The organism is Azospirillum thermophilum, from assembly GCF_003130795.1.
Lineage (GTDB): Bacteria > Pseudomonadota > Alphaproteobacteria > Azospirillales > Azospirillaceae > Azospirillum > Azospirillum thermophilum.
Map to the genome: position 1 here is coordinate 306,060 of NZ_CP029357.1, position 24,261 is coordinate 330,320.

Below are 24,261 nucleotides of genomic sequence, written 5' to 3' on the forward strand. Positions count from 1 at the left end.
GGTGGGGTCGATAAAAGGCGGGTGAAGGGCCGCGCGGCCCGCGCTCACAGACGCGCGACGAGCTTCACCCAGAGTTTGTCACCTTGCGGCCGGTTTTCGCTGACGAACTCGTGCTGCCACTTGCCGATGAGCGAGATGCCGCCGAAGTCGTATTGCAGCGCGGGACCGAGGGCGAAGGCCTGCCCGCGGTTGCCGATGTCGGTGCCGCCGCGCCGGTCGCCGGTCGTCTGCCTGAACCAGTAGCCGCCGAGCCCGGCCGTCCAGTCCCCCCAGTGCTGGCCGGTGAAAAAGTCGGTGTGGAAGGCCTGGCCGGACCGGTAGTCGGTGTCGGTGTTGCGGGTGTTGAAGGCGTACATCAGCTTGGCCGACGCCTCGAACCCGCTGTCGGACAGGTAGGTGCCGGCCACCACCGGCTCGAACCCCCAATGGTTGGCGCCGATGTTCAGCGGCTTGGTTTTGTCGTAGCGGCCGGTCGGCAGATAGATGTCGAGCGCCGTCACCAGATGGAAGTTCGGCCAGTGCCAGGAGAGGATGAAGGGATCGACCGTGATGTCGCCCAGCCCGAACTGGCGCACCGAGAAGGGGCCGAGGTCGTAGTCGAGATTGACCACCGGCACCAGGATGTGGGCGCCCCAGTTGCCGCCGAGGATTTGATACTCGCTGACATAGAGCAGGCGGGCCACCTCCGCCGTGGCGTTCAGGCGGAAGTTGACGGGGAGCTTGTCGCCGTCGCCGTCGTTGACGCGGTGGGCGGTGTAGTGGGTGAGGTAGTTGAGGAAATAGGTGCCGGGCGGCGGCACCGCGCCGGCCATGATGCCCTCCGCCCCGTCGGGATATTGCGCGACCGCCTCGGTCGCCCGCGCGGGCGCCGCGGCGGCGAGAGCGGCCGTCACGGCCAGGAGGGAGCACAGCCGCCCGAGGCGGTCGGTGAAGGTCGTCATCGTCTCCGGAACTCCCGTTCGGTACTTTTTGGTTCTTGTGGTTCTTGTGGTCCCCTCCCCCCGGGAGAGGGGCCGGGGTCACGCCGCGGACAGCAGCGGGGCGATGCGGGCGTAGGCGCCGGCGGCGAAGACCAGCGGCTCGGTATCGTCCCAGCGGTAGCGCTGGACGCGGCCGAGGATGATCTCGTGGTCGCCGCCGGGATAGGTCGCCGACACGCTGCATTCGAACACCGCGGTGCAGCCGGCGATCACCGGGGCGCCGCCATGGCCGGGGGTCCACTCCACCCCGGCGAACTTGTCGTCGGACGGGCGGGCGAACTGCTGGGAGAGATGCTCCTGCCCGGCCGCCAGGATGTTGATGGCGAAGGCGTCCGCCCCGACGAAGGCGTCGAAGCTCGGCGCCCGGCGCGCCACGCTCCACAGCACCATCGCCGGATCGAGCGAGACGGAGGAGAAGGAGTTGGCGGTCATGCCGACGCAGCGGCCGTCCGGCGTCCGGGTGGTCATCACCGCGACGCCGGTCGGGAAGCGGCCGAGCGCGCGGCGGAAGTCCTTGGGATCGAGACTGGTCATGGCGGGGTCGTCTCCGTCAGGCCGCGGCGGCCTCTTGGGCCAGGAAGCGGTCGGCCGCCTGCGGGTCGGCGAACCAGGGGAAGAAGCTGGTGGGATCGTTGAAGCCGTTGGCGATGGCCCGCCCGACGGCCGGCGAGCCCTGGGCCGCCTGGAGAAGCCGCACCACATGCTCCGGCGGCGGCAGCAGCAGGCCGTTGGTCCAGCCGACCACCCAGCGGGCATAGTCCCAGTAGCGGTCGAAGGTCCGCTGCATCCAGGCCTCGTCATAGGGCCGGTCGCCGTGGGCCAGGATCTCCTGCAGAAAGATGTTGGCGCATTTGGCGGCGTTGTTGGAGCCCTGGCCGGTGATCGGGTCGTTGAGCACCAGTGCGTCCGCCATCCCCATCACCGCCGCACCGGAGGGCAGATGCGCCACCGGCTTGCGGATGGTCGGCGCGAAGCGGCCGGACAGCGTGCCGAGCCCGTCGGTCAGCTCGATGTGGCGGCAGCGCTCGGCCTCCCAGGGGACGAAGCTGTCGAGGATCCATTTGCTGCGGGCGAGATGCTCGGCCGGCGTCTTCACGTCGCCCCAGCAGTCCATCGGGCCGCCGGGAATGCCCTCGAACACCATGATCTCGCAGGGGCCGCTGTGGGTCAGGGCGGGGAAGACGAAATACTCGCCCACACCGGGGATCAGGTTGAAGCTGACGCGGGAGAAGGGCCGGTGGGGCTCCATCCCGTGGACATAGGTGAGGCCCAGCGCGCGCATCGGCTTGTCGAAGGCGGACTTTTCGGCGTCGCGCTCGAACAGGCGGCCGATCTCCCCCTTGCCGGAGGCGACGATGACGAGGTCGCTTGCCGCGCGGTAGCGGTCGAGGTCGGCAAGCTCCGCGTCATGGATGACGAGCGCGCCGCCGAGATCCTCGAAGGCCTGCATGAAGCGGGGCATCTTCACCCGCTGGTCGACCGACCGGGCCGGGCGGTCGAGCCGGTAGGCCCAGTCGAGCGCCTTGCCGCCCGCCGGGTCGGGCAGGATGAAGCCGATGCCCTCGATGTCCGGGCAGTCGTCGTGCCAGAAATCGACGTCGAGGCGGCGTTCGACCTCCAGCGCCATGTCGAACATGCACTGGCTGGAGGTGATGCGGCCGCTGGCGATCTCCTCGCCGGTGCGGTTGGAGACGATGGTGACGCGGTAGCCCGCCTTGAGCAGCCCGATGCCGAGCAGAAGGCCGGACTGGCCGGCCCCGATGATGGTGATGTGGCGCATGTGAAGTCCCTGCCTGTTCCTCAATTGGGCCTGTTCGTCAGTTGGGCCTGTTCGTCAGTTCGCCAGCCGGGCGATCGGCTGGTCGGCCTGTTCCGGCCCCATGGCGCTGTAGCCGCCGTCCACCGGCAGGTCGGCGCCGGTGACGAAGGAGGCGGCGTCGGAGCAGAGGAAGAGCACGGCCTGCGCCACCTCCTCCGGCCGGCCGAGGCGGCCCAGCGCATGGAAGGGGGCGGCCACGCGGTCGGCCTTGCCGCGGTCGCCGCCGCTTAGCTGCTCGATCACCGAGGACCAGGTCCAGCCGGGGGAGACGGCGTTGACGCGGATGTTGTCGCGGGCGAGGTCCACCGCGGCGTTGCGGGTGAGCTGGAGGATGGCCGCCTTCGACACCGGGTAAAGCCAGCGGCCGGACTGGGCGATCTTGCCGCTGATGCTGCCGAAATTGACGACCGCCCCGCCGCCGCGCGCCACCATGTGCGGGCGCACCGCCTGCAGCATCATGGCGGCGCCGACCAGGTTGACCTCCAGCGCCTGGAGCCACTGGGCGCGGGTCGAGGCCGGCCCGTCGTCGACATAGCTGCAGGCGACGTTGACCAGGATGTCGATGCCGCCGGCCGCCCCCTCCGCCGCCGCCCCCCCCTCCGCCGCCGCCGCGACGGTGGCGGCGATGCCGGCGTCGTCGGTCAGGTCGGTGTGCCGGAAGCGCACCGCCGGGGCGAGCTCCACCGCGATCCGCTCGCCCTTGGCGTGGTCGATGTCGGCGATGGTGACGGCGGCCCCGGCCTCCGCCAGGGCGCGGACCACATGCTCCCCGATCAGGGTCGCGCCGCCGGCGACGATGGCCACCTTGTTGCGAAGCGCCTGCATTCCCCCTCCTCCTGCTGCTGCCGGTCTGGATGGGGCGAGCGTGGCAGCGCGGCGGGAAAGCGACTATCTGCTGATTGCAGGCTTATCCAACCATTGCAGGAAAGTCCCGCCGCGGGCTATTTCGCCTATGGAATTTTTAAGCTTATAATGTCAGGGCCGCCCATTGGCTGGCCGAGATCGCCGGGGAGTTCGCCGCATGACCGTCGAGGACCGGAAGCTGCCGCTGTCCGCCCACCGGCTGTTCGCCACCCGCGACCTGGACGAGGCGCGCGACCGCATCGCGCAGGCCTACAAGCCGCACCGGCTGAACTTCGCGGCGCCCGGCCAGCCGCTCGACACCGAGTTCCGCCGGGTGTCGGTGGGCAGCGCCTCGCTGAACCTGCTGCGCTACGGCGCCGACGTGGTGATCGAGCCGGGGGCGCTGGAGTCCTTCTACCTGATCCAGATTCCGCTGGCCGGGCGCTGCGAGATCGACCATGGCGGCCGGACGGTCGGCAGCGACGCCGCGGTCGCCAGCATCGTCTCCCCTACCCGGCCGGTGACGATGCGCTGGGGGGCCGACTGCGACCAGCTGATGCTGCAGATCGAGCGCAAGGCGCTGGAGCGCTTCATGGAGGACGCCTATCAGGTGACGGTGCGCGACCCGCTGGTCTTCGACCCGGCACTGCCGCTGGAGACCGGCTGCGGGGCGAGCCTGAAGAACCTGCTGCTGTTCATCGGCACGGAGTTCGACCGCGGCAGCCCGGTCGCCACCACCCCGGCCGTGGCGAACCAGCTGACCGCCGCGGCGGTGTCGCTGCTGCTGGCCGGGCAGCCCAACAGCTATTCGACGGCGCTGGCGCCCGGCCGGTCCGCCGCCGCCCCCACCCACCTGAAGCGGGCGCTGGACTATATGGAGGCCAACCTCGACCAGCCGGTGACGCTGGCGCAGATCGTCCAGGCCTCCGGCGTCAGCATGCGGGCGCTGTTCGACAGCTTCCACCGCTTCCGCAACTGCACGCCGATGGCCTATCTGAAGGCGCGGCGGCTGGAGAAGGCGCGCGCCCAGCTCGCCGCCGGCGGGGCGCCCTCGGTGACCGAGGCGGCGCTGGCCTGGGGCTTCAGCCATTTCGGGAATTTCGCCGCCGACTACAAGCGCGCCTTCGGCGAATCCCCGTCGGAAACGCTGCGGCGGGCGAGAGGGCGCTGAGACTTCGACCGACCGGCGGTCGCCGTGGAAAATCTGTGCCCCTTGAGCAAGATCAATTGCACCCCACCCTATATGGCCTAACACTTTCGGCTATGGACCCGTCACCCTCAGTAGCCCGGCCTATCGTCGGCGCCGCTGCGGCGTTTTGATATCGCCTTCGGGAGAATAGCCGTGATTAGCAACTGGTTCGGCAATCTGAAACTTGCGTACAAGATCGCCATTCCGATGACGATGTTGTTCCTGGCTATCGGGGCTATTCTTTTCCATGGGGAAAAGAGCCTGACGGAATTGAACAATGCAACCAACAATCTTGGAGCAACAACCGTAAAACGCCAGCAGCTCGCCTTCGAGACCTGGGCCTGGCTGAACGGGGCCGCCGTCGCCGAGAAGAACACGATCCTGGAGACCGACGAGGCCAAGCGGCGCGAGAGCATCGAGATCTTCCGCAGCCGCATGGCGAACGCGGTGAAGGCGTCGCAGGAGATCGTGCATTACGCCCCCAACGCCGACCGCCGCAAGGTGCTGGAGGAGCTGGCCGCCGCCGTCGCCGCCTACGAGCAGACGGCCGGCCGGGCGATGGCGCTGGCCTTCGACGGCAAGACCATGGAGGCGCAGCGCCTGTCCGACGGCGAGGGCCGCGCGGTGCGCGCCAAGGCCTCGGAACTGGTCGAGAACGTCGTGGCCTTCAACAAGGCGGCGGTGAGCAAGGCGATCGCCGACACCGACCTGCTGGCGGCCGAGGCCAAGCGGTCGATGCTGACGGTGGCCGCGGTCGGGCTGGTCCTGTCCATCGGGCTGATGGTGTGGATCCTGAGCCGCATGGTCCTTCGCCCGCTGAGCGGCATGACCGCCGCCATGCAGACCATCGCCGCCGGCAATCTGGACCTGGCGGTCGAGGGGACGCAGCGGCGCGACGAGGTGGGAGCGCTCGCCCGCTCGCTGCAGGTGTTCAAGGACACCGGGCTCGCCATGCGCCGGATGCAGGCGGAGCAGGAGCAGGAGAAGGCGGCGGCCGAGGCGCGCCGCAAGGCGGAGCTGCACGAGCTGGCCACCGGCTTCGAGCGGGCGGTACAGGGTATCGTCGAGACCGTCGCCAACGCGGCGTCGGAGATGCAGCGGGCGGCGGCCTCGATGTCCTCCACCGCCAACCAGACCAGCGCCCAGGCGACCGCCGTCGCGGCGGCGTCCGAACAGGCCACCGCCAATGTGCAGACGGTGGCGGCGGCGACCGAGGAGCTGGCGGCCTCCATCCACGAGATCGGCCGTCAGGTGACGACCTCCACCGCCATCGCCGGCAACGCCGTGCAGGAGGCGCACCGCACCAACGGCACCATGAAGGAGCTGGTCGAGGCGGCGCACGAGATCGGCGAGGTGGTGGCGCTGATCAACGACATCGCCAGCCAGACCAACCTGCTGGCGCTGAACGCCACCATCGAGGCGGCGCGGGCGGGAGAGGCCGGCAAGGGCTTCGCCGTGGTGGCGAGCGAGGTCAAGGCTCTCGCCACCCAGACCGCGCGGGCGACCGAGGACATCCAGACCAAGGTCAAGGAGATCCAGGGGGCGACCAGCGGCGCCCAGACCGCCATCGAGGGCATCGGCCACACCATCGCCGAGATGAACGACATCGCCACCGCCATCGCCGCGGCGATCGAGCAGCAGAACGCCGCGACCCGCGAGATCTCCGGCAACGTCACCCAGGCCGCCCAGGGCACCGAGGACGTCTCCACCAACATCGTCGGCGTCACCCGCGCCGCGACCGAGACCGGCAGCGCCGCCACGCAGGTGCTGGGCACCTCGGAAGCGCTGGCCCGCGAGGCCGAACAGCTCCGCGGCGAGGTCACGCGCTTCATCGCCACCGTGCGAGCGGCTTGAACAGCTTGCGAGCGGCTTGAGCAGCTTGCGAGCGGCTTGAACAGCTTGCGGGCGGCGTAAACACCGTGCTCGCGGTGTAATCCGCTACGGGAGACGGCCCGCCGGAGGGATCCCGGCGGGCCGTCTCATTGCCGCGCCGCGATGCGGGGCGACGCGGTCAGGGCCGGCCAGGCGGCCATCGCCGAGCGGGCGACCTCCGTCAGCGTCTCGCGCGTCGCGCCGTCGCGGGCCTGCAGCGACATCCCCTGCTGGACCGTCAGGTAGAAGGTGGCGATGGCGCCGCAGTCGATGCCCTGCGGCAGTTCCCCCTCCGCCACCGCGCGTTCCAGCCGGCGGATCAGCGCGTCGTGGTTGCCGCGGCGGCGCTCGCACAGATCGCGGCCGACCGCCTCCCCGGCGTCGCCGCCCACCACGGCGCCGAGCACGACGAGACAGCCGGTCGGCTTGCCCGGCCGGGTGAAGCTCTCCGCCGTCCGCATCAGGATCGCCTCCACCGTGGCCCGGGCGGTGGGGAGCGTCTCGACATCCTTCCAGACCCGCTGCCCCTCCGTCCCGCGATAGAGATCGACCGCCTCGCGGAAGAGCTGCTCCTTGCTGCCGAAGGCGGCATAGAGGCTGGGGGAGTTGATGCCCATCGCCGCCGTCAGGTCGGCCATCGACGCCCCGGCGAAGCCCTTCGCCCAGAACACCTCCATCGCCCGCTGCAGGGCGGCGGTGCGGTCGAACTTGCGCGGGCGGCCCCGGTCGGCCATGGCGGCTCCTTTCTGTATCGATCGATAAATAATTCACTTGACCGCTCGCCGCAAGCGCGCCAGCATTTCTGTATCGATCAACACAGAATTGGAGCAGGACGATGACGGCACAGACCGGCAAGCGGCTGGAGGGCAAGGTGGCGCTGGTGACCGGCGGCAGCCGCGGCATCGGGGCGGCGATCGCCCGGCGCCTGGCCGAGGACGGGGCGGACGTGGCGCTGACCTATGTCTCGGCCGCCGGCCCGGCGCAGGCGGTGGCGGACGGCATCCGGCAGACGGGCCGCCGCGCCCTGGCCATCGCCGCCGACAATGGCGATCCGGACGCGGTGCGCGACGCTGTGGAGCGGGTAGCGGCGGACCTCGGGCGGCTGGACATCCTGGTCAACAACGCCGGCATCTTCATCGCCAAGCCGGTGACCGAGGCGACGCTGGAGGAGTTCCAGCGGACGATGGACGTCAATGTCCGGGCGGTCTTCGTCGCCGCGCAGGCGGCGGCCCGCCGTATGGGGGACGGCGGGCGGATCGTCACGCTGGGAAGCTGCCTCGCCGGGGTGGCGCAGCGGCCGGGCGTGGCGCTCTATGCCATGAGCAAGGCGGCGCTGGTCGGGCTGACCAAGGGCATGGCGCGCGACCTGGGACCGCGCGGCATCACCGTCAACATCGTCCATCCCGGCCCGACCGACACCGACATGAATCCGGCAGACGGCGAGCGGGCCGACCGGCTGCGCAGCCAGATGGCGATCCCCCGCTATGGCGAGCCGGAGGACATCGCCAGCCTCGTCACCTATCTGGCGGGTCCGGAGGCGCGCTTCGTCACCGGCGCGGCGCTGAGCGCCGACGGAGGCATCACCGCCTGACGTCGCCGCCATATCAGAGAATAGGAATCATTCTCAAAAATGCTTGCCCTGCCCCACCCCTATTTCGTATGACGCGCCGCCAGTGCGAGTAAGTCGCATTTTCGTGCTTGAGAGGAAAGAGCGGTCGATGAGGGGGATCATGCTGGGGATTGGCCGGCGGCCGGGGATGGGGGCCGCGACGCGCGCGGCTCTGCTGCGCACGACCGCGGCGGCGGTGACGGTGGCGGCGCTCGGCGGCGCCGGGGCGGCGCTGGCCCAGGAGAAGGCCCAGGCGGCGGAACCGGCGACGGTGCTGGGTCCGGTGACGGTGACCGGCGCGGCGCAGCAGGCGGCACCGGTGCAGGGCTATGCCGCCAGGCGCAGCACGGCGGCGACCAAGACCGACACGCCGCTGCAGGACGTGCCGCAGTCGGTGACGGTGGTGCCGGAGGCGCTGATCAAGGACCAGGCGATGCAGAGCATGGCCGACGTCGTGCGCTACATCCCCGGCATCACCGCCGGCCAGGGCGAGGGCAACCGCGACCAGCTCACCATCCGCGGCAACAACACGACGGCCGATTTCTTCCTGGACGGGGTACGTGACGACGTCATGTACTACCGCGACCTCTACAACATCGACCGGGTCGAGGCGCTGAAGGGCTCCAACGCCATGGTCTTCGGCCGCGGCGGCGGCGGCGGCGTGATCAACCGCGTGCAGAAGGAGGCCGACGGCCAGACGGTGCGCGAGTTCAGCCTGCGCGCCGGGTCGTTCGACACGCGCCGCGTGACCGGCGACGTCGGACAGGCGCTGACCTCCGACCTCGCCGTGCGGCTGAACGGCATGTACGAGAATTCGGACAGCTACCGCAACGACGTCAATGTCGAGCGGATCGGCATCAACCCGACCGTCACCTTCACGCCCAGCGACAAGACCAAGCTGAAGCTGAGCTACGAGTATTTCAAGGACGACCGCACCGCCGACCGCGGCATCCCCTCCTTCCGCGGGCGGCCGGTGGCCAGCGACGAGTCGACCTTCTTCGGCAATCCCGACACCAGCTATTCCAAGGTCGAGGCGCATGCGGTCGACGCGATGCTGGAGCATGAGCTCTCCAGCGGCGTCACGATCCGCGACCGCTTCCGCTACGCCAGCTACGACAAGGTCTACCAGAACGTCTTCCCCGGCACGGTGAACGCCACCGGCACCGCCGTCAGCCTCGCCGCCTACAACCACGCCATCCAGCGCGACAACCTGATCAACCAGACCGACGCGATCGTCAAGCTGACCACCGGGCCGGTGAAGCACACGCTGGTGACCGGAGTCGAGCTCGGCCGGCAGAAGACCGACCAGTTCCGCAACACCGGCTTCTTCGGCAACGCCACCTCGGTGACGGTGCCGCTGTCCAACCCGACCTACCGCGGCCCGGTGGGCTGGCGGCAGAGCGCCACCGACGCCGACTCCTCCGCCACGGTCAACACGGCGGCCGGCTATGTGCAGGACCAGATCGAGCTGAACGACCAGTGGCAGATCATCGGCGGCCTTCGGTTCGAGCGGTTCGACATCGGCTTCAGGAACAAGCGCAACGGCCAGAGCCTGAGCCGCGAGGACACCATGTGGTCGCCGCGCCTGGGCGTGGTGTTCAAGCCGGTCCAGCCGCTGTCGCTCTATGCCAGCTACAGCGTGTCGTACCTGCCGGGCTCGGGCGACCAGTTCACCTCGCTGACCGCCACCTCGGCCAACCTGGAGCCGGAGAAGTTCCGGAACTGGGAGGTCGGCGCCAAGTGGGAGGTGCTGCCCAACCTGACGATGACCGGCGCGCTGTTCCAGCTCGACCGCACCAACACGACGGCGCCCGATCCGAACAATCCGGGCCTGGTGGTGCAGACCGGCAGCCAGCGCAGCCGCGGCTTCGAGCTGGGCGTCAGCGGCAACATCACCGACAAGTGGCAGATCGCCGGCGGCTATGCGCTGCAGAATGCCGAGATCACCAGCACGACCAGCAGCGCGGCCAGCGGCGCCACCGTGCCGCTGGTGCCGCGCCACAGTTTCTCGCTGTGGAACAAGTACCGGTTCACCGAGACCTGGGGCGCCGGCATCGGCATGATCCACCAGACCAAGGTCTATGCCGGCGCCGACAACACGGTGACCCTGCCGGGCTTCACCCGCTTCGACGCGGCGGTCTACGCCACCGTGACGGAGACTGTCCGGGCGCAGCTGAACGTGCAGAACCTGTTCGACCGCAGGTATTACAGCACCGCCCACAGCAACAACAACATCACCCCCGGAGCGCCGCGCACCGTGCTGGTGACGCTGACCAGCAGCTTCTGAAGGCCGGCGCCCGCCGCGGCACGGCTGCCCGCACCCCCGCCCGGACCGTCCGGGCGGGGGTTTTCCTTTGCCGGCCAAGCTTCTATCATCCGCGGATCCGACACAGCAGGGGTCACCCGCCGATGCCCGTCATGCTCCTCGATCCCGCCGGCTACCGGCGCATGCCCTGGAAGAACGGCGGCGGCACCACGACGGAACTCGCCCTGGCCGACCTGCCGGGGGAGCCCGGACGCTTCCTCTGGCGGGTCAGCATCGCCGACGTGGCGCAGGCCGGCCCCTTCTCCGCCTTCGCCGGATACGAGCGGCTGATCGCCGTGGTGGAGGGGGCCGGCATGGTGCTGACGGTGGACGGGACGCCGGTGACGGTGCGGCTCGGCGCCCCCGCCTTCCGCTTCTCCGGCGACGCGGCGGTGGAGTGCCGGCTGACCGGCGGACCGATCCGCGACTTCAACCTGATCCATGACCGCGAGCGGGCCGAGGGACGGCTGGAGCTGCCGGCGGACGGCGCCGCGGCCGGCATCGCGGCGGACGCCGTGGCACTGGTGCATGCGCTGGAGGGGGCGGCGCTGGTGCGGACGGCCGGGGAAACGGTCCGCGTGCCGCCGGGCTGGACGGCACGCGTCGAGGGGACCGCCGCCGAGGCCGGACCCGAGGCGGGCGGCCGGGCGGTGGTGGCGGTGGTGCGGGGCCGGTAGGGCGGTCTTCCGCCGCTCCGGCCCGCGGCCCCGCGGCCCTGGGTCACCGCACCGCGCTGAGCTTCTCGTTGAGGGCGCGTTCGGCTTCGAAGGCGCCGGCGGGCAGCTTGTGGGCGATGCCCTTGTGGCAGTCGATGCAGGTGTCCCCCTTCGCCTGGGCGGCGAGGTGGCGGTCGCGGGCGCGGCCGCCCTGCTGGGGGATGTCCATGGCGGCGAAGTTGTGGCAGTTGCGGCATTCGCGGCTGTCGGTCGTCTTCATCGCCGTCCACACGTTGGTGGCGAGCCGCAGCCGCTGCGCCTCGAAGTCCTCGCGCGTCTTGATGCTGCCGATCAGGTGGTGATAGAGCTCGGTCGAGGCCTGGATCTTGCGGATCACCTTGTGCGTCCAGTCCTTCGGCACGTGGCAGTCGGGGCAGGTCGCGCGCACGCCGGACGGGTTGGCGTCGTGGACGGTGCCGGTGTACTCGACGAACACGTTGTCGCCCATCTCGTGGCAGGAGACGCAGAAGGCCTGGTTGTTGGTGGCCTCCATCGCCCAGTTGAAGCCGCCCCAGAAGAGCACGCCGCCGACGCCGCCGACGATCAGCAGCAGGCCCAGCGAGACGGTGGAGGCCGGGCGGGTGAGGACCCGCCACAGGCGACGCAGCAGCCCCGGCCGCGGTTCAGGGTGTTGTGTGGTCATGGGACTGGTCCTTATCCGGGAGCGGGGGCGTCAGCGGGCCTGGGTCGCGGGCGTGAAGAGATTGTCCACCAGCGGCTTGGCGTCGGTCTGCGGCACATGGCACTGGGTGCAGAACCAGCGGGTGCCGGCCACCTGGTCCAGCCGCTTGCCGCTGCGGTCGATGAAGTGGGTCTCGCTGACCTGCGGGGCGCCCATCTTCTTGGCGTTCGACCAGTCGTGGCAGCGCAGGCACTGGTTGACCTTGAGGTCCACCTCGTACTTCTCGATCCGGTGGGGGATCAGCGGCGGCTGCTGGCGGTAGTTGCGCTCGTGCACGCCGCCCTCGCGGTAGACCGGCACGTCGGAGGCTTCGCTGTTGTCCTGCACCGGCTGGTCGCCGCGCAGGGTCTTGATCTCGCCGGTAAGGGCGCTGCCGGCGGCGAACAGGGCCAGCAGGGCGGCGGCGGCGGCAATCTTCAGGCGTTTGGTCACGGCGTTTCTCCTTGGCCAGGCCGCGCGAACGGACGGACGAGCCCCAGCGCGAAGACGGTGTGCGGGCAGACATCGACGCAGCGGCCGCAGGCCGTGCAGTCGGGCGAGGTGACGAGGGGGGCGCCGGGTCCCTTCAGGGCCGGCGTGAGGACCTGCGGCTCCGGGCAGACGGCGTAGCAGTCCATGCACTGGTCGCAGCGCTCGCGCGCCGGCGCCTTGACCGCGACGCTTCCCCGCCGGCCGACCAGCCCGTAGAAGGCGCCGACCGGGCAGAGATGGCCGCACCAGCCGCGCTGGGCGACGGCGAGGTCGAAGACGAAGACCGCGGCGACGGCGGCCAGCACGGCCCCCCCGGCGAACAGCCCGCCGAAGACGATGCCGCGGTGCAGGATGGTGACGGGATTGACAGCCTCCCACGCGATGGTGCCGGTGACGGCCGAGGCGACGAGGACGCCGGCCAGCACCGCCAGCCGGGTCTTCCGGCCGAGCGACATGCCCTCGCGCAGGCCCAGCCGGCGGCGCAGCGCCGCGGCGGCGTCGGTGACGAGGTTCAGCGGGCAGACCCAGGAGCAGTAGAGCCGGCCGCGCAGCAGCAGATAGGCCGACAGCACGATGACGGCGCCGACCACCGCCGTGGTCTCCGGCCAGTGGCCGGCGAGCAGCGACTGCAGCAGGACGAACGGGTCGGTCAGCGGCAGCACGTCGAGCGTGCGGCTTTCCGCCAGCGTCCCCTTGGCGATCCACACCCCGAACAGCGGCCCGCTGAGGAACAGCGAGAGGAAGAAGAGCTGCGACAGGCGGCGGGCGATCAGCCAGCGGTGGGCGGCGAACCAGCCGCGCGACGCGGCGGCGGCCCTGCCGGGGATCCGCCGTTCGGCGGCCTTGCCTGGACCCCGCCTCGCGGCGGTGGGCTGCATGCTCATGGCAGACCTCCCTTGCCGAGCGGGGATTTGAGGGAGGGCGGCTCGTAGCCGCGGTCCGGCAGGTCGATGGTGCCCTCGATCAGGGCGCCGCCATGCTTCGCCTTCTCCTCCCAGCCCAGCCGGTAATGGCCGCCGATCCGGCCGACGGCGAGCGCGGTGGGCAGGACCTTGATGGCGGCCTCCTCCAGCACGCAGGACTTCTCGCACTTGCCGCAGCCGGTGCAGGCGTCGGTATGGACGACGGGGATCAGGTAGGCGTGCTTGCCGGTCCGCTCGTTGTGGCGCATCTCCAGCGTGATCGCCTTGTCGATCAGCGGGCAGACGCGGTAGCAGACGTCGCAGCGCAGCCCCAGCACGTTCAGGCAGCTTTCATGGCCGACCAGGACGGCGGTGCCCATGCGCGCCTTGTCGATGTCGGTCAGCGAGCGGTCGAGCGCGCCGGTCGGACAGGCGGGGACGCAGGGGATGTCGGGGCACATCTCGCAGGGGATGTCGCGCGCCTCGAAGTAGGGCGTGCCCATGGCCGCCGGCCCGCCGGGCTCGGCGAGCTTCAGCGTGTCGTAGGGGCAGGCGCGCGCGCACAGGCCGCAGCGGACGCAGGCGCCGAGGAAGTCCGCCTCGGGCAGGGCGCCGGGCGGCCGCAGGGCCGGCGCGGCGAGCGAGCGCGACGGGCCGGCGAGCTCGCCCAGCACCAGCGCGGTGCAGCCGGCCCCGGCCGCGAGCTTCGCGGCGTCGGCCAGGAACTGGCGCCTGTCCTTGTTGGGGGGTGGAGGCATCGGAAACTCCCGGGAACGGTCCCGTGGGATCTTGCGCCCTCCCGCCGGCCGGAAGCGGCCGGGCGGAAGGAGCGGCGGTGGCGGCCGTCAGGCCTTCACCACCCGGACGGCGCATTTCTTGAAGTCCGTCTCCTTGGAGATCGGGCAGGTGGCGTCGAGCGTCAGCTTGTTGACGAGCTGGGTCTCGTCGAACCAGGGGATGAAGACGACGCCCTCGGGCGGCTTGTTGCGGCCCTGGGTCTCGACCCGGGTCAGCACCTCGCCCCGGCGGGTCTGCAGCTTCACCGGCATGCCCCGGCGCAGGCCGCGCTTCTTCGCGTCCTCGGGATGCATGAAGACCACGGCGTTGGGGAAGGCGCGGTGCAGCTCGGGCACGCGGCGGGTCATCGAGCCGCTGTGCCAGTGCTCCAGCACGCGGCCGGTGACGAGCCACAGGTCGTAGTCCTTGTCCGGCTCCTCCGCCGCGGGCTGGTAGGGCAGCGCGAAGACCACGGCGCGGCCGTCCTTGTGGCCGTAGAACTTCACCCCCTCCCCCGCCTTCACGTAGGGGTCGTAGCCCTCGCGGAAGCGCCAGAGGGTCTCCTTCTCGTCCACCACCGGCCAGCGCAGGCCGCGGGCCTTGTGGTACAGCTCGAAGGGGGCGAGGTCGTGGCCGTGGCCGCGGCCGAAGGCGGCATATTCCTCGAACAGCCCCTTCTGCACGTAGAAGCCGAAGTGCCGCGATTCGTCGTTGTCGAAGCCGGCCTGGATCTCCGTCACCGGGAAGCGGTCGACCTGCCCGTTGGCGAACAGCACGTCGAACAGGGTCTTGCCCTTGAGTTCCGGCGCCTTGGCGATCAGGTCGGCCGGCCAGACCTCCTCCACCGTGAAGCGCTTGGAGAACTCCATCATCTGCCAGAGGTCGGAGCGCGCCTCGCCCGGCGCCTTCACCTGCTGGCGCCAGAACTGGGTGCGCCGCTCGGCGTTGCCGTAGGCGCCTTCCTTCTCCATCCACATGGCGGTGGGCAGGATCAGGTCGGCGGACAGCGCGGTGACCGTCGGATAGGGGTCGGAGACGATGATGAAGTTGTCCGGGTTGCGGTAGCCGGGATAGCCCTCCTCGTTGATGTTGGGCGCGGCCTGCATGTTGTTGGTGCACATCACCCAGTAGGCGTTCAGCTTGCCGTCCTTCAGCATGCGGTGCTGCTGGACGGCGTGGAAGCCCACCTTGTCGGGGATGGTGCCCTCCGGCACTTTCCAGATCTGCTCGGTCGCCTTGCGGTGGGCCGGGTTGTTCACCACCATGTCGGCGGGCAGCCGGTGCGAGAAGGTGCCGACCTCGCGCGCCGTGCCGCAGGCGGACGGCTGGCCGGTCAGCGAGAAGGGGCCGCAGCCGGGCTGGCTGATCTTGCCGGTCAGCAGATGCACGTTGTAGACGAGGTTGTTCACCCACGTCCCGCGCGTGTGCTGGTTGAAGCCCATGGTCCAGTAGGAGACGACCTTGACCTTGGGATCGGCATAGAGCTCGGCCAGCGCCAGCAGCTTGTCGGCCGGCACGCCGGAGAGCCCGGCCACCTTCTCCAGCGTGTAGTCGGCGACGAAGGCCTTGAACTCCTCGAAGGAGATGGGATCGGCCTTGTTGGGGTCGGCGGCGTCCTTGGCGTCCTTCTCCAGCGGGTGGGTCGGGCGCAGGCCGTAGCCGATGTCGGTGACGCCCTTCTTGAAGTTCACCGCCTTGGCGACGAACTCCTGGTTCACCCGGCCGGTCTGGATGATGTGGTTGGCGATGTAGTTGAGGATCGCCAGATCGGTCTGCGGCCGGAAGGTCAGGCCGAGGTCGGCCAGCTCGTAGCTGCGATGCTCGAAGGTCGACAGCACGGCGACCTTGCAGCCGTCATGGGTCAGGCGGCGGTCGGTGATGCGCGACCACAGGATGGGGTGCATCTCCGCCATGTTGGAGCCCCACAGCACGAAGGCGTCGGCATGCTCCGCGTCGTCGTAGCAGCCCATCGGCTCGTCGATGCCGAAGGTGCGCATGAAGCCGGCGACGGCGGAGGCCATGCAGTGCCGCGCGTTGGGGTCGAGGTTGTTGGAGCGCAGCCCGGCCTTCATCAGCTTGGCCGCCGCATAGCCTTCCCAGATCGTCCACTGGCCGGAGCCGAACATGCCGACCGCCGTGGGGCCGCTCTTCTTCAGGGCCTCCTTCCACTTGGCGGCCATGACGTCGAAGGCCTCGTCCCAGGAGACCGGCTCGAACTCGCCGTTCTTGTCGTACTTGCCGTTCTTCCTGCGCAGCAGCGGCCTGGTCAGCCGGTCCTCGCCATACATGATCTTGGAGAGGAAGTAGCCCTTGATGCAGTTCAGGCCGCGGTTGACCGGCGCGTCCGGATCGCCCTGGGTGGCGACGACGCGGCCGGACTTGACGCCGACCAGGACGCCGCAGCCGGTGCCGCAGAAGCGGCACACCCCCTTGTCCCAGCGGATGTCGTCCGCGGGCCGGCCGGCGGCCTCCGCGACGTCGGGGGAGAGCGGCAGGCCGGCGACGGCGGCCGTGGCGGCGACCGCATTGGCCTTCACGAACGTGCGGCGGGTGAGCTTCATGAGGGCATCTCCTCGGACAGGTCGTCCGTCACGCAGTGGTGGTAGATGAGCGCGGTCGAAGCGACGCCGCTCGTCTGTGGCAGGCCGGCGAGGGTCAGGGCGGCGGGGATGCCGTCCGTATCCTCCACGGTGATGACCAGCCGCCCGTCGTCGGACCGCTGGTGGACCTCGACGCCCGGCAGGGCGGACAGGGCGGCCGCAGCCTCCGCCGCGCGGCCGGGGCGGGCATGGACGAGGACGCCGCAGATGTTGTGGCCCTGCGCGGCCGGGGCGGGCTTGCGCTCCGCCTCCTCTCGCATGAAGCGGGTCAGGCGCATGCTGCGGTCTCCTCCGGCACGGGGGTGAGGGCGATGGCGCCGACCGGGCATGGCGCGACGCAGGCGCCGCAGCCATCGCAGGCGGCGGCATCGAGAGTCGGCACCGACCGGCCGCGGCCGAGCAGGCGGAAGCGGATGGCGCGCGGCTCGCAATGGTCGCCGCAGATCCGGCATTCCACCCCCCGGGCGGACAGGCAGGTCCCGGCGAAGGCGGCGATCTTCGGCGCGTCCGCCGCATCCGGCGGTTCGCTCTCCACCCTGGCGAAGAGGCGTCCGCGGAGCAGGGAAGCACGGCTGACGGAGGACGGGAGGGGTCGGGCCATCGGGTGGGCCCCCAGTGATTTCACATGGCTCTTTGGTACTCCAACGTCCCCCTACTTCCGATGTGGTCAAATGACGCAGACTGGTCCTTTGGGACTGATACCCGGGTATCGGGCAGGAGGTCGGCAGGTTGCAATCCTTGCGGCCAAGCTGTCGGAAAAAGGAGCAGGGCCATCGGCGAAATGCTCGACAGCTTGGCAGGCCAGCAATTCACGAGGGAAAGCATGGCGGTGTTTGCGGATGCGAAGATCCTTGTCCGCGATGCCTGCGGAGCACTTGCGCGATGCCGCGCCGGCCGTTGTGCGCTGCAGCAGGGCCGCGGGGAAGCGGGCGGAATCGGGCGGAATCGGGCGGCGTCGCCGGCAGGGGCGGAGCCGGCCTCCGGCGGGCGAAGCAGCTCGAATACCTCTGGCCGCGCAGCCTGACGGGCCGCCGTGCCGACTTCCGGACGGTGACGCGCGATGCGCCGGAGGCGCACGGGCTGGCGGAGGATCCCGCGCTGCCGGAGTGAACAGGCCGGACGGCGGGTCCGGCCGCCGGATCACCGCGCCCTGGTCGGGTCGCCGTACTGGATCGCCTGCCCTTCCGCCGGGGCGTGGATGCCGAAGCGGCCGGCCATCTGGCGCAGCGCGTCGCGGTCCTTCTGGATGGCGACGAGGCTGGTGATGGCGAAGGTGGCGAGCTGGCGGTCGGGCGTGCCCGACGCCTCGGTCTGGTAGAGGTCGACGAGGCGGTCGTGGATGCGGAGCTGGGCTTCGACATAGCCCTTGCCGAAGGACTCGCCGCCGGCGCCGGACAGGGTCTTCGCCGCCTCCGCCGCCAGACCGGAGGCGGCGTTGGCCGGGTTGGTGACGGCGCCGGCCGCGCCCAGCGCGTCGGTCCGCTCCGGCGCGAGCTGGTCGGCCGGCGGCAGCTTGCGGTCGCCGGTCAGTGCCTTCAGGTCGTCCTGCAGCTTGCGGTGGGTGTCGGCGATGCGGGCGGCCAGCGTGCGCATGGCGTCGTCCGGCGCCTTCTCCGCGGCGAGCCGGCCGAGGTCGATCTGGCCGCGGCTGGCCTCCGCCGCCTGGCGGAGGAACAGGGCATCCTCCACCGGCAGGGCCTGTCCGGGCTGGGGCGGCACACGCGGGTTGGGATCGGGCCGCAGGTTCGCCTGGGCCAGGGCCGCGGGCGCGACGGCCAGGGGAACGAGGGGGCCGGCGCACAGGCCGGCGGCGAGCAGCACGGGAAGGACGGTCCTGCGCATGGTGGCGTCTTGCCTCCTCTTGGGTCAGGGGCCGGCGGTGAGCTGCCGGTAGATCGCGGGCAGGGCGGCCGGCAGGCGCGAGACGTGCGGGAAGATCGCATAGGCGCCGGGGCCGAAGATGGCGGGGAGATAGTCGCGGCCGCGCTCGTCCACCGTCACGCCGAACAGCTTCAGCCCGGCCCGCCGCGCCTCCTGCACCGCGGCGCGGGTGTCCTCGATGGCGTAGCGGCCCTCGTAATGGTCGGTGTCGTTGGGCTTGCCGTCGGTGAGGACCAGCAGCAGGCGGGTGCCGTGCGGCCGGTCCTTCAGCCGCGCCGTGGCGTGGCGCAGCGCCGCCCCCATGCGGGTGTAGCTGCCCGGCTTCAGCGCCTGGATGCGGCGCAGCGTGCGGGCGTCGAGCCGGTCGCCGAAATCCTTCACGGTGCGCAGGCTCACCCAATGGCGGCGGCGCGAGGTGAAGGTGAGGATGGCATGCTCGTCGCCGCAGGCGGTCAGGCCGTGGGTCAGGGCGAGCAGCGCCTCCTTCTCCACCTCCAGCACGCGCCGCTCCTCGATGTAGCTGTCGGTGGAGAGCGAGACGTCGACCAGCACGCAGACCGACAGGTCGCGGGCGACGGTGCGCACGGCGCTGTAGACGCGGTCGGATCCCACCCCGCCGGCCCGGCGGTCGGCGACCGAGCGGACGAGCGCGGAGAGGTCGAGCTCCTCGCCGTCCGGCTGGGCGGGCATCACCATGCGGCGCGGGCGCATCGCCTCGAACTGGCGGCGGACGAGGCGGATGCGGCGCAGCGCCGCCTCGTCGGGGATCCAGTCCTCGCCCTCCAGCGCGGCGGGCTCGGCGACGACGCGGCAGTGGTCGGGCAGATAGCACCGGCGCTTCCAGTCCCATTCGGGATAGGTCAGCTCGGCCCGCAGGGGCTCCGTCTCCTGCCCGGCGGGGGCGATGTCGAGTTCCAGGCGCAGCCTGGCCGCCGCCTTGCGGTCGTGGCGGCCGAGCGTGATCTCCTCCAGATCCTCGACGGCGCGGCGCGCCTGATCCTCGTCCTCATCCTCGGTCTTGCGGTTGAGGTTCACCATCTCGGCGATGCTCAGCAGCTTCTCGAAGCGGTTCAGCATCAGCGGGTCGTCGCGGCGCGTCTGGTCGTTGTCCCGGCGGGACGCCTTGCGGCGCCGCTCGTCGGCAGGGGCGGCGATGCCGGTCTCGTCCCCCTCCTCCTCCGGCGCCGGTCCCGGCGTCGGCTCGACCAGATCGCCCCACAGCGGGACCGGCAGGACGGGCTGGTGACCGACCGGCGCCCGGAAGCGGTCGAGCGGTGCCGCGGGATCGCTCACCGCGGCCCACAGGGCGGGATCGACAGGATCTGCGCCGCCGAGCAGGCGGCGGACCACCGCCTCGACCGCCGCCTCCTGCGCCGGCAGCCGGCGGGTCGGCCGGACCGCCAGCAGGGCGGCGGCCAGCCGGTCGTGCAGGGGGCGCAGGGCCGGCCAGCAGGCGAGCGTCCGCGCGGTGGCGAGGCGGGCGGCGCGCAGGCGGACGATGTCGGCTTGCAACGGATCGGCGGGCAATGGATCGGCGGGCAGCGGATCGGCGGGCAGCGGATTGGCCGGCAGCGGGCCGGGCGCTTCGGCGTGGGCGAAGAAGGCCGCCAGCCACTCGTAGAGCGCCTGGTTGTCGGCGTGGTCGGGGAACAGGGCGATGCGGTCGGGAAGCTGCAGGACGCTGCCGTCGAAGCGGGCGCGCTCCAGCGCCTCCGTCCCCAGCCCCAGGCGCTGGCGCCAGGACAGCCGGTGCGCCGAGCCTTCCGCCGCCCCGGCGGCGAGGCGGACGGCGCCGGGGCCGCCCAGCATGCGGAAGAGGATGCCGAGCCGGCCGCGCATCTCCTCCAGCCGCGCCGCGGCGGCGGGGTGATCGGGATAGGAGGCCGCCTGCCCCACCAGACGGTGCCAGAGCTGGCCGACGAACTCCTCCGGTTCCCAGAACGAGGCCATGGCTCTCCCCTCCCCGCGTCAGGACAGGGTCAGCTCGACGGCGCGCAGCAGCGCCCGCTTGACCTCCGGATCGTCGGTCAGCGGCTCGATCATCGCGGCCGTCACCGCATCCTCGCGCGCCATGCCGTCGCGGATCAGGGTGGCGCAATAGACCAGCAGGCGGGTGGAGACCCCCTCCTCCAGATCCTGGCCCTTGAGGGCGCGCAGCGCATTGCCCAGCCGGACCAGCGGGGCGACGCGGTCGCGCTCCAGGCCGCTTTCGCGGGCGACGATGGCGGTCTCCGCCTCCGGCTCCGGGAAGTCGAACTCGATGGCGAGGAAGCGCTGGCGGGTCGATGGCTTCAGGGACTTCAGGATGTTCTGGTAGCCGGGATTGTAGGAGACGACGAGCATGAAGCCGTCGGGCGCCTCCAGCAGTTCGCCGGTGCGTTCCAGCGGCAGCAGGCGGCGGTCGTCGGTCAGCGGATGCAGCACGACGGTCACGTCCTTGCGCGCCTCCACCACCTCGTCGAGGTAGCAGACGGCGCCCTCGCGCACCGCCCGGGTCAGCGGCCCGTCCACCCAGACCGTGTCGCCGCCCTTCAGCAGGTAGCGGCCGGTCAGGTCGGCGGCGGTCAGGTCGTCGTGGCAGGAGACGGTGTAGAGCGGGCGTCCCAGCCTCGCCGCCATGTGGCTGACGAAGCGCGTCTTGCCGCAGCCGGTCGGCCCCTTCAGCAGAAGGGGCAGCCGGTTGCGGAAGGCGTGCTCGAACAGCGCCACCTCCCGCCCGACCGGGGCGTAATAGGGAAGCTCCGCCGCGTCCATCGCCACCGCCCTATTCCGCCGGCACGACGCCGGGACGGGTGCGGGCCGGAAGCTGCTCGCGCGCCGGTCCGAAGATGGCGTAGACGAACATCAGCACGGAGACCACCACGAAGACCCCGGAGCCCAGCCGCATCCAGTAGAACAGGGCGAGCTGTTCCTGCACCTCCATGTAGGTCAGGCCCATGACGCGCTGCAGATGGACCTGCACGACGCCGCCGAAGGTCAGCGTGAAGGTCATGAAGGCCATGGCGGAGCACATGATCCAGAAGCTCCACATGTTCAGGAGCTGGTTGTAGGGCGCCCGCCCGCGCAGATGCGGCATGGCGTAGGTGATGATCGACAGGTTGATCATCACGTAGGCGCCGAAGAAGGCGAGGTGCCCGTGCGCCGCGGTGATCTGGGTGCCGTGGCTGTAGTAGTTGACGAAGGACAGCGTGTGCAGGAAGCCCCAGACGCCGGCCCCGAAGAAGGCGAAGACCGGGGTGGCGAGCGTCCAGAGCAGCGCCGCCCGGTTCGGGTGGTCGCGCCGGCCCTTCCAGGCCATGGAGAAGGCGAAGATCACCATGGCGAAGAAGGGCGCGACCTCCAGCGTGGAGAACAGCGAGCCGATCCACTGCCAGTAGCCCGGCGCCCCGATCCAGTAGTAATGGTGGCCGGTGCCGAGCAGGCCGGAGAACAGCGCCAGCCCGACGATGGCGTACAGCCACTTCTCCACCAGCTCGCGGTCGACGCCGGTCATCTTGATGACGAGGAATCCCAGGATCGAGGCCATCACCAGTTCCCACACGCCCTCGACCCACAGGTGCACGACGTACCACCAGTAGAGCTTGTCCACCGCCAGATTGTCGGGGTTGTAGAAGGCGAACAGGAAGAAGATCGCCACGCCCCACAGGCCGAGCAGCAGGATGTTGGTGATCGCCGTCCTGCGGCCGCGCAGCACGGTCAGCGAGATGTTGTAGAGGAAGATCAGCGCCGCGACGACGATGCCGATCTTGACCCACAGGGGCTGTTCCAGGAACTCCCGCCCGCCATGGATGCCGAGCGTGTAGCCGGCCACCGCCCCCAGCGCGCCGACCATCAGGATGACGAGCTGGACATAGGCGAGCATCGGGCTCTCGATGTCGCGCTCCGCCTCTTCCGGGATCAGGTAATAGGCGGCGCCGAAGAAGCCCAGCAGGAGCCAGACGATCAGCGCGTTGGTGTGGATCATGCGCAGGATGTTGAAGGGCAGCACCTCCGCCAGGAAGTTCGGCAGGACATAGACCGTGCCGGCGAGCGCGCCGACCAGCACCTGCACGACGAACAGCGCCATGGCGCAGACGAAGTACCAGTAGGCGATCCGTTGCGTGGCGAATTTCATGTCGGCGCCTCCCCTCTCAACCCGCGACGTTGGGCGGCCAGCCCTGCGTCCTGATGGTGCTGGTCCAGGCCAGGAAATCGACGAGGTCGTTCAGCTCCTGGTCGGTCAGGTTGAACTGCGGCATCTGGCGGCGCCCCTCGACGCCGCTCGGCTGCGACTGCATCCAGGCGATCAGGGCGGCGCGGGCCGATTCCGGATCCTTGTCGCCGCCGTAGCGCACCCAGACATTGCCGAGCTCCGGCGCGAAATAGGCGCCTTCGCCGAGCAGCGTGTGGCAGTTGATGCAGGAGTTCCTCTCCCAGACATGCTTGCCGCGGGCGACGCTGTCGGACAGCCTGGATTCGTCGGTGCTGGTCGTCCGCATGTAATAGTGGCTGTGGATCGTCAGGGCGACGAACAGGACCAGAAAGAAGGCGGAGCCCCCGTAGAAGATGTTCCGCGCGGCTGATTTGGTGAAGCGCTCGGCCATCCCTCCCCCGATGTCGTTGCGCGGCCGGAACCTGCGGTTCCCGTTGACACAACACGTAAAGGTGGCAGTCGGGCTCGTGGGCCAAAGGGATTAGCCGAACGGTACCTTGGCAGCAGCGGCTATCACCTTCGCGCAGGACCGCCGGGCGGCGGGCGGTACCGTCCGTCCAAGAGAGCCTGCGCATCGGCGGCCCGGGCTGCTAAGCTCCGCGCCACCCAGGCGGCGCGCAAGACCGCCGCAGACCTGCCGGAAGGACCGTCCGACCATGACCGACGCCCCCACCCTGCTGATCACCCGTCCGGCCGACGATGCGGAGCCGATGCGCTCCCTGCTGCGGCAGCGCGGCTATGGCGTGATGGTGGAGCCGATGCTGACGGTGCGCTGGCGGACCGACCGGCACCCCGATCCGGCGGAGGTTCAGGCCCTGCTGTTCACCAGCGCCAACGGCGTGCGCGCCTTCGCCCGCTGCAGCGACGAGCGGGCGCTGCCGGTGCTGGCGGTGGGGGCCGCGAGTGCGGCGGCGGCGCGCGAGGCGGGATTCGCCGCGGTGGAGAGCGCCGACGGCGACGTGGCGGATCTGGCGGCGCTGATCCGCCGGCGCTGCGATCCGGCGGCCGGCGCCCTGCTGCATGCCGCGGCGAGCGCGGTGGCGGGGGACCTCGGCGGCATGCTGGCGGCGGACGGCTTCACCGTGCGCAAGGAGGTGCTGTACGAGACGGTGCCGGCCGCCGCCCTGTCCGGCGAGACGGCGGTGGCGCTGCGGCAGGGGCGGATCGCCGGCGTCACGCTGATGTCGCCGCGCACCGCGAGGTCCTTCGTGGCGCTGCTCGACGCGGCCGGACTGCTGGAGGCCTGCCGGTCGGCCGACATGATCGGGCTGAGCCGCGCGGTGGACGAGGCCGCCGCCGCGACCGCCGACGGGCGGCCGGTGCCCTGGCGGGAGCGCCGGGTCGCCGAGCGCCCGGACCTCGACAGCCTGCTGGACCTGCTGCCGCCGCTTGCCGGCGCGCCGCGCCCGTAGGAGGCCGGCCG

At 70.6% G+C, this 24,261-nt stretch carries 24 protein-coding genes; 7 read left to right on the top strand and 17 right to left on the bottom strand.

The genetic code is table 11. From position 1 onward, the window contains the following. Window positions 1–44: 44 nt before the first annotated feature. From DEW08_RS26290 to DEW08_RS26305, 4 genes are all read right to left on the bottom strand, one after another. Window positions 45–941 carry a SphA family protein gene (locus DEW08_RS26290; protein WP_109332921.1) on the bottom strand — a complete coding sequence of 299 codons (897 nt, stop codon included), beginning with the start codon at window positions 939–941 and terminating at the stop codon, window positions 45–47. A gap of 78 nt (window positions 942–1,019) precedes the next feature. Next, entirely contained in the window at window positions 1,020–1,514 is a 495-nt protein-coding gene (locus DEW08_RS26295) for a flavin reductase family protein (protein WP_109332923.1), read from the bottom strand. Between the two features lie 16 nt (window positions 1,515–1,530). Next, the gene (locus DEW08_RS26300; RefSeq protein WP_109332925.1) at window positions 1,531–2,760 is read right to left on the bottom strand and encodes a styrene monooxygenase/indole monooxygenase family protein; all 1,230 of its coding nucleotides are present in this window, start codon (window positions 2,758–2,760) and stop codon (window positions 1,531–1,533) included. Window positions 2,761–2,814: 54 nt separating this feature from the next. Continuing rightward, a complete protein-coding gene (locus DEW08_RS26305) occupies window positions 2,815–3,624 on the bottom strand; it encodes an SDR family oxidoreductase (protein WP_109332927.1) in 810 nt (269 codons plus the stop codon). A gap of 196 nt (window positions 3,625–3,820) precedes the next feature. Between DEW08_RS26305 and DEW08_RS26310 the strand changes: the two genes are divergently transcribed. Both DEW08_RS26310 and DEW08_RS26315 read left to right on the top strand, forming a co-directional pair. Beyond that, the gene (locus DEW08_RS26310) at window positions 3,821–4,813 is read left to right on the top strand and encodes an AraC family transcriptional regulator (protein WP_109332929.1); all 993 of its coding nucleotides are present in this window, start codon (window positions 3,821–3,823) and stop codon (window positions 4,811–4,813) included. Between the two features lie 171 nt (window positions 4,814–4,984). After that, the gene (locus DEW08_RS26315; RefSeq protein WP_281262080.1) at window positions 4,985–6,685 is read left to right on the top strand and encodes a methyl-accepting chemotaxis protein; all 1,701 of its coding nucleotides are present in this window, start codon (window positions 4,985–4,987) and stop codon (window positions 6,683–6,685) included. A 125-nt stretch (window positions 6,686–6,810) separates the two neighbouring features. Here the strand turns inward: DEW08_RS26315 and DEW08_RS26320 are convergent, their stop codons facing one another. Next, the gene (locus DEW08_RS26320; RefSeq protein ID WP_109332931.1) at window positions 6,811–7,437 is read right to left on the bottom strand and encodes a TetR/AcrR family transcriptional regulator; all 627 of its coding nucleotides are present in this window, start codon (window positions 7,435–7,437) and stop codon (window positions 6,811–6,813) included. 101 nt (window positions 7,438–7,538) lie between these two features. On the opposite strand from DEW08_RS26320, the gene DEW08_RS26325 reads away from it, so the two are divergent. The 3 genes from DEW08_RS26325 to DEW08_RS26335 all read left to right on the top strand — a co-directional run bounded on the left by DEW08_RS26325 (window position 7,539) and on the right by DEW08_RS26335 (window position 11,294). Continuing rightward, window positions 7,539–8,294 (top strand): 3-oxoacyl-ACP reductase family protein, encoded by a 756-nt coding sequence (locus tag DEW08_RS26325; RefSeq protein WP_109332933.1) that lies wholly within the window; start codon window positions 7,539–7,541, stop codon window positions 8,292–8,294. Window positions 8,295–8,433: 139 nt separating this feature from the next. Further along, window positions 8,434–10,599, top strand: coding sequence for a TonB-dependent receptor (locus DEW08_RS26330; RefSeq protein ID WP_146214769.1), 2,166 nt, complete (start codon window positions 8,434–8,436; stop codon window positions 10,597–10,599). A gap of 122 nt (window positions 10,600–10,721) precedes the next feature. Beyond that, entirely contained in the window at window positions 10,722–11,294 is a 573-nt protein-coding gene (locus DEW08_RS26335) for a HutD/Ves family protein (RefSeq protein ID WP_211107312.1), read from the top strand. Window positions 11,295–11,337: 43 nt separating this feature from the next. Here DEW08_RS26335 and DEW08_RS26340 read toward each other — a convergent pair whose 3' ends face one another. The 7 genes from DEW08_RS26340 to DEW08_RS26370 form a co-directional block, all read right to left on the bottom strand. Further along, window positions 11,338–11,976: a NapC/NirT family cytochrome c gene (locus DEW08_RS26340; RefSeq protein ID WP_109332937.1), complete on the bottom strand. Its 639-nt coding sequence runs from the start codon at window positions 11,974–11,976 to the stop codon at window positions 11,338–11,340. Between the two features lie 30 nt (window positions 11,977–12,006). Next, window positions 12,007–12,447, bottom strand: coding sequence for a nitrate reductase cytochrome c-type subunit (locus DEW08_RS26345; RefSeq protein WP_245987004.1), 441 nt, complete (start codon window positions 12,445–12,447; stop codon window positions 12,007–12,009). After that, complete coding sequence (napH, locus tag DEW08_RS26350) at window positions 12,444–13,364, bottom strand: quinol dehydrogenase ferredoxin subunit NapH (RefSeq protein ID WP_181449492.1); 921 nt, start codon at window positions 13,362–13,364, stop codon at window positions 12,444–12,446. The genes DEW08_RS26345 and napH overlap by 4 nt, the downstream gene beginning before the upstream one ends. A gap of 2 nt (window positions 13,365–13,366) precedes the next feature. Further along, the gene (gene napG / locus DEW08_RS26355) at window positions 13,367–14,146 is read right to left on the bottom strand and encodes a ferredoxin-type protein NapG (RefSeq protein ID WP_109332941.1); all 780 of its coding nucleotides are present in this window, start codon (window positions 14,144–14,146) and stop codon (window positions 13,367–13,369) included. 87 nt (window positions 14,147–14,233) lie between these two features. Then, window positions 14,234–16,726 (bottom strand): nitrate reductase catalytic subunit NapA, encoded by a 2,493-nt coding sequence (gene napA, locus DEW08_RS26360; RefSeq protein WP_109332943.1) that lies wholly within the window; start codon window positions 16,724–16,726, stop codon window positions 14,234–14,236. Next, complete coding sequence (locus DEW08_RS26365) at window positions 16,723–17,043, bottom strand: chaperone NapD (protein WP_245987005.1); 321 nt, start codon at window positions 17,041–17,043, stop codon at window positions 16,723–16,725. The genes napA and DEW08_RS26365 overlap by 4 nt, the downstream gene beginning before the upstream one ends. Continuing rightward, on the bottom strand, window positions 17,034–17,366 hold the full coding sequence (locus DEW08_RS26370; protein WP_109332945.1) for a 4Fe-4S dicluster domain-containing protein: 333 nt from the start codon (window positions 17,364–17,366) through the stop codon (window positions 17,034–17,036). Before DEW08_RS26370 ends, DEW08_RS26365 begins: the two co-directional genes overlap by 10 nt. A 281-nt stretch (window positions 17,367–17,647) precedes the next feature. Here DEW08_RS26370 and DEW08_RS30855 point away from each other — a divergent pair, with 281 nt between their 5' ends. Continuing rightward, complete coding sequence (locus DEW08_RS30855) at window positions 17,648–17,875, top strand: HAD family hydrolase (RefSeq protein WP_146214770.1); 228 nt, start codon at window positions 17,648–17,650, stop codon at window positions 17,873–17,875. Between the two features lie 30 nt (window positions 17,876–17,905). Here the strand turns inward: DEW08_RS30855 and DEW08_RS26375 are convergent, their stop codons facing one another. The 5 genes from DEW08_RS26375 to DEW08_RS26395 are packed head-to-tail and all read right to left on the bottom strand — an operon-like array spanning window position 17,906 to window position 23,229. Beyond that, complete coding sequence (locus DEW08_RS26375; RefSeq protein ID WP_109332947.1) at window positions 17,906–18,607, bottom strand: DUF4142 domain-containing protein; 702 nt, start codon at window positions 18,605–18,607, stop codon at window positions 17,906–17,908. Between the two features lie 24 nt (window positions 18,608–18,631). After that, complete coding sequence (locus DEW08_RS26380; RefSeq protein ID WP_109332949.1) at window positions 18,632–20,596, bottom strand: nitric oxide reductase activation protein NorD; 1,965 nt, start codon at window positions 20,594–20,596, stop codon at window positions 18,632–18,634. Window positions 20,597–20,614: 18 nt separating this feature from the next. After that, window positions 20,615–21,400, bottom strand: coding sequence for a CbbQ/NirQ/NorQ/GpvN family protein (locus DEW08_RS26385; protein ID WP_109332951.1), 786 nt, complete (start codon window positions 21,398–21,400; stop codon window positions 20,615–20,617). A gap of 10 nt (window positions 21,401–21,410) precedes the next feature. Beyond that, a complete protein-coding gene (locus DEW08_RS26390) occupies window positions 21,411–22,760 on the bottom strand; it encodes a cbb3-type cytochrome c oxidase subunit I (protein WP_109332953.1) in 1,350 nt (449 codons plus the stop codon). A 16-nt stretch (window positions 22,761–22,776) separates the two neighbouring features. Next, the gene (locus DEW08_RS26395) at window positions 22,777–23,229 is read right to left on the bottom strand and encodes a c-type cytochrome (protein WP_109332954.1); all 453 of its coding nucleotides are present in this window, start codon (window positions 23,227–23,229) and stop codon (window positions 22,777–22,779) included. Between the two features lie 265 nt (window positions 23,230–23,494). On the opposite strand from DEW08_RS26395, the gene DEW08_RS26400 reads away from it, so the two are divergent. Beyond that, the gene (locus DEW08_RS26400; protein WP_109332956.1) at window positions 23,495–24,250 is read left to right on the top strand and encodes a uroporphyrinogen-III synthase; all 756 of its coding nucleotides are present in this window, start codon (window positions 23,495–23,497) and stop codon (window positions 24,248–24,250) included. Window positions 24,251–24,261: the final 11 nt, after the last annotated feature.